The sequence below is a fragment of the Streptomyces sp. adm13(2018) genome (assembly GCF_008042145.1).
Classification (GTDB): domain Bacteria; phylum Actinomycetota; class Actinomycetes; order Streptomycetales; family Streptomycetaceae; genus Streptomyces.
Map to the genome: position 1 here is coordinate 4,344 of NZ_RDBH01000074.1, position 4,715 is coordinate 9,058.

Below are 4,715 nucleotides of genomic sequence, written 5' to 3' on the forward strand. Positions count from 1 at the left end.
CCGCCATCGGGTCCTACCAGGCCGAGAACGGCTCGCTCCAGCTGATGCGGGGCTTCCTCTTCGCCATCTCGGCGCTCGTCATAGGAGCCTTCTTCACCGTCAGGCCCGCGAGCAGTTCCATCACCGCCGCCCCCCGCTCGTGGTCGAGCGCGCTCGTCGGCTCGTCGACCAGGAGGACGGCAGGGTCGTTCATCAGCGCCCGCGCGATGTTGACGCGCTGCCGCTGCCCCCCGGACAGCTGGTGCGGCCGCCGCCCGGCCAGGTCCGCGAGACCGACCGCGTCGAGGAGTTCCAGGGCCCGCCCACGCACCGCCCGGGCCGGGCGCCCCGACACGTGCGCCATCACCTGAAGCTGCTCCGCCGCCGTGAGCGACGGCAACAGGTTCGGCTGCTGGAACACGATCCCGACCCGCTCCCGCCGCAGGGCCGCCCGCCCGGCCGCGTCCAGCTCCCCCGTATCCGTACCGTCGACGACGACCCGGCCGCGGTCCGGCGTGACCAGGGTCGCCGCGACGGCGAGCAGGCTGGACTTGCCGGAGCCGGAGGGGCCGACGACGGCCGTGAGGGAGCCCGCGGGGACATCGAGGGAGACCGCGTCGAGCGCGGTCAGCCGGCCGTCGCCGTCCGGGTAGGTGAGGGTGACGGCGTCGAGGACGAGACTCATCGGGCACTCCCGAGCGCGGTGAGGGGATCGACGGCGGTGATCCGCCGGATGGACAGGGCCGCTCCGACCACACCGAGCACCACCATGACGGCGGCCGGCCCGAGGACGGTGAGCGGTTCGAGGACGAACGGCACGTTCCCGCCGCCGACCAGTGCCCCGACGCCGACCGCGAGGCCCGTGCCGAGGAGGGTGCCGGCCGTGAGCATCAGCACCGCCTGCCCGAGGGCGTCCCCGAGGAGGTAGCGGGTGGAGGCGCCGAGCGCCTTCAGGACGGCGATGTCACCGCTGCGCTGGATGGTCCAGACGGTGAAGAAGGCTCCTATGACGAGCGCCGAGATGGCGAAGAGGAAGCCCCGCATCAGCTGGAGCGAGCCGTTCTCGGCCTGGTAGGACCCGATGGCGGTGAGGGCCCCGTCGACGGTCCGCGCCTCGGTGCCGGCGGCCGCGTCGCCGGCGGTCCAGTCGGTCTCCCCGCCGCCGCGGAGCGCGATGACGGTCGCCTGGTCCTCCCCGGCGGTGCCGGTGCGGCCGAGCCGCTGCCAGTCGCCGAGGGCCGTCCACACCACGGGGGTGTGGCTGTACGAGGCGTCGCCGGCGACCGCGGCGACGGTCAGTTCCACGGAGCCGAGGCGGACGGCGTCGCCGACGGCGGCGCCCAGCTCCTCGGCCGCCGACGCGGAGAGCACCGCCTTCCCCGGGGCGGGTGCCACCGGGGCGAGACCGCTCGACGGCTCGACGCCGAAGGCGGACACGGCGGCGGTCCGGTCCCCTGCGGCGCCGTTGAGCGTACGGATGCCGAGCGGGGCGGCCGCCGTCACCCCGGGGCGCCCGGCCCAGGCGGACCACTGCTCCTCCGTCACCGTCGACTGGGTGAAGGAGGCGGACTGGCCGGACGGCGGCGCGGCGAAGGCGAGCCGGTCGGCGGGCAGGCCGGTGATCGCGGAGATGTTCTCCCGCGCGAGTCCGGCCGTCAGCCCTGACAGCAATCCCACGAGCAGGGTGATCAGCACGATCACCGTGCCCATGAGGGCGAATCGCCCCTTGGCGAATCCCAGGTCTCTCCATGCAACGAACATGCTGATCAGAGTGGTGGGCGAGGGGCTCCCCGGGCATCGCACCGCGGATGGCTCCAGGATCGAACTTTCGGTTGATTCCGGAAGGTCCGCCGCTGTCTACGCTGGAGGGGACATGGATTCCCGTTCCCCCCTCCGCCCCGCCCGGCGCTCCCTCACCCCCGTCCTGCGGGCGCTCCGCCTCTGTCTGCACCTGCTGATGGCGGGCCTGCTCGCGCTCGCCGCCGTGCGCGCCCACTCGGCCGCCGGGACGGTCCTCGTGGTGGTGACGGGCGCGGTGTACGCGGCCGGTTCCCTCCTGCGGTCCGTACAGGAGTCGCAGCGGGCCGCCGCCCTGTGGCTGGGCGTCCTGGTCGCGTCCTGGCTGGCGATGCTGTGCGTGACGCCGGAGGCCCTGTGGCTGGCCTTCCCGCTGTACTTCCTCCAGCTTCACCTGCTCCCGGCCCGCTGGTCGCTGCCGGTGGTCGGGCTGACGGCGGTGGCGGCGATCCTCTCGTACGTGGGGCACGGCGCCGCGCTCAACCCGGGTGTCTTCATCGGGCCGCTGCTCGGCGCGGCGGTCGCGGTGGCGACGGTCCTGGGCTATGAGGCCCTCTACCGGGAGAGCGAGCGGCGGCGCCGGCTGATCGAGGAGCTGATCGAGACGCGGGCCGAGCTGGCGGCGGCCGAGCGGCACGCGGGGACGCTCGCGGAGCGGGAGCGGCTCGCCCGCGAGATCCACGACACGCTCGCGCAGGGCCTGTCCTCGATCCAGCTGCTGCTCAGGGCGGCCGAGCGGGCGCTGCCGCCGGGCTCCCCCGCCGCGGGCCACATCGAGCGGGCCCGACGGGAGGCCCAGGGCAATCTGGCGGAGGCCAGGCGCTTCGTCCGGGCGCTGGCGCCGCCGGACCTGGAGCGCGGCTCCCTGGCGGCGGCCCTGGAGCGGCTGTGCGAGCCGGGGGCCGGGCCGCGGGTCCGGTTCTCCGTCAGCGGTACGCCGGTCGGGCTGCCGACCCCGTACGAGGTGGCGCTGCTCCGCATCGCCCAGTCCGCGCTGGCGAACACGGTGCGGCACGCGGGCGCGTCGCGGGCGGAGATCACCCTGTCGTTCATGGACGCCTCGGTGACCCTGGACGTGGTSGACGACGGCSGGGGCTTCGAACCCGGCGCGGTACGGCCGTCCTCCGACGGCGGTTTCGGTCTCCCGGCGATGCGTTCGCGCGCGGAGTCGCTGGGCGGCACGTTCACCGTCGAGTCCGCCCCCGGTCAGGGCACGGCCGTGGCCGTCTCCCTCCCCCTCCCCGCCGGAGCGTGAAGCGCATGACGATCCGCCTGCTGCTGGCCGACGACCATCCCGTCGTACGGGCGGGCCTGCGCGCGGTCCTGGACACGGAGCCGGACTTCGCCGTCGTGGCGGAGGCGGCGACCGCCGAGCGCGCGGTGGAGCTGGCCGGGGCGGGGGGTGTGGACGTGGTCCTGATGGGGTGTGGACGTGGTCCTGATGGACCTGCAGTTCGGGGCGGGGATGCACGGCTCGGAGGCGACGGCGGCGATCACGGCGGCGCCGGGCGGGCCGAAGGTGCTGGTCCTGACGACGTACGACACGGACGCGGACATCCTGGCGGCGGTGGAGGCGGGCGCGTGCGGCTATCTCCTGAAGGACGCGCCGCCGGAGGAGCTGGCGGCGGCGGTCCGCACGGCGGCGGCGGGGCAGTCGGCCCTGGCGCCGGCGGTGGCGCACCGGCTGATGGACCGGATGCGGACCCCGGCGGAGGCGCTGACCAGGCGCGAGCTGGAGGTGTTGCAGCTGGTGGGCGAGGGACTGTCGAACCAGCAGATCAGCAAGGTGCTGTTCCTCAGCCAGGCGACGGTGAAGTCCCATCTGGTGCACGTCTTCGCGAAGCTGGGCGTGGACTCGCGCACGGCGGCGGTGGCGACGGCGACGGCCCGCCGCCTGATCAGACGCTAGACCGCCTCTCTCCCCCTGGTCGCTCTCCCCCGGCAAGGCACCGGATCAGTCCTGCGGCGGCCGGGGCGACGGGGGCGCGGCCGGGCCGAAGAGGTCCACCGCGCGGCGGACTCCCGCGAGCCCCTCCGCGAGGGCGCTGACGGAGCCGACGGATCCCGCGACGAGCAGCAGCGAGCGGCGGAGCCGGCGTAACTCGGGGGCGCCGCTGAGTGCCATCGCGTCGAGGGCGGCCAGTTCGTCCTCGGCGATGCCGCGGTCGGCGAACTCGACACGGTGGGCGGCCAGCTCGCGTCGGAGCCGGGACACCGCGGACCGCAGCTCGGCCACCCTGGGGTCCACGCCCTCGCCGGTCACTCGCCTCTGCCCCACGCTTCGCAACACGGTTCTCCCCCTCGCACGGCACTGTGCGCAGAACGCCCTCGTCCGGACACCCCGAGCAGCGCTCGGAGCCGACCCCGGGCGGTGGGGCGCCGCGAGTTGCGGGTCAGTTAACTCCTTCGCCACCCCACCGCGCCACCCTTCGCCCGGGTAATTCAGGCGACCGTGTGATTCGGCCTGATGAGGTATGCAGTCCTCATGACGACAACGTTCGACCGAACAGATGTCCACCCGCCGCGCGTCGCCGGACTGCTGCTCGCCGCCGGTGGCGGACGACGGCTCGGGGGGCGCCCGAAGGCGCTGCTCACCCACCGGGGGCGGCCTCTGGTCGAGTACGCCGTGGGGGTCCTGCGGGCGGCCGGGTGCGAGGTGGTGCATGTGGTGCTCGGGGCGTCGGCCGGGCTCGTACGGGAGCGGGCGGAGCTGCTGGGGTGCGTGCTCGTGGACAACCCGGAGTGGGGCGAGGGGATGGGGTCCTCGCTGCGCGCGGGGCTGGCCTCGCTCGCCGCCGATCCGCGCAGGGTCGACGCGGCGCTGGTCCTGCTGGTGGACCAGCCGGGGATCGGCGGCGAGCGAGGCCAGCCCCGCGCGCAGCGAGGACCCCATCCCCTCGCCCCACTCCGGGTTGTCCACGAGCACGCACCCCAGCAGC

Annotated in this window: 5 protein-coding genes and 1 pseudogene; 3 read left to right on the forward strand and 3 right to left on the reverse strand. The window is 74.7% G+C overall.

Going from position 1 to position 4,715, the window contains the following annotated elements; all coding sequences use genetic code 11:
- Positions 1–13: 13 nt before the first annotated feature.
- Together EAO70_RS06510 and EAO70_RS06515 are read right to left on the reverse strand one after the other, a co-directional pair.
- Entirely contained in the window at positions 14–664 is a 651-nt protein-coding gene (locus EAO70_RS06510; RefSeq protein WP_148002058.1) for an ABC transporter ATP-binding protein, read from the reverse strand.
- Complete coding sequence (locus EAO70_RS06515; RefSeq protein WP_148002059.1) at positions 661–1,740, reverse strand: ABC transporter permease; 1,080 nt, start codon at positions 1,738–1,740, stop codon at positions 661–663. Before EAO70_RS06515 ends, EAO70_RS06510 begins: the two co-directional genes overlap by 4 nt.
- Positions 1,741–1,852: 112 nt before the next feature.
- Between EAO70_RS06515 and EAO70_RS06520 the strand changes: the two genes are divergently transcribed.
- Positions 1,853–3,031: a sensor histidine kinase gene (locus EAO70_RS06520; RefSeq protein WP_148002060.1), complete on the forward strand. Its 1,179-nt coding sequence runs from the start codon at positions 1,853–1,855 to the stop codon at positions 3,029–3,031.
- Positions 3,032–3,036: 5 nt separating this feature from the next.
- A pseudogene (locus EAO70_RS06525) lies at positions 3,037–3,685 on the forward strand (response regulator).
- Between the two features lie 45 nt (positions 3,686–3,730).
- Here EAO70_RS06525 and EAO70_RS06530 read toward each other — a convergent pair.
- Positions 3,731–4,066: a DUF5955 family protein gene (locus tag EAO70_RS06530; RefSeq protein WP_148002061.1), complete on the reverse strand. Its 336-nt coding sequence runs from the start codon at positions 4,064–4,066 to the stop codon at positions 3,731–3,733.
- Between the two features lie 195 nt (positions 4,067–4,261).
- On the opposite strand from EAO70_RS06530, the gene EAO70_RS06535 reads away from it, so the two are divergent.
- Positions 4,262–4,715: NTP transferase domain-containing protein (locus EAO70_RS06535; protein ID WP_148002062.1), on the forward strand; the 454-nt coding region annotated here is incomplete at its 3' end.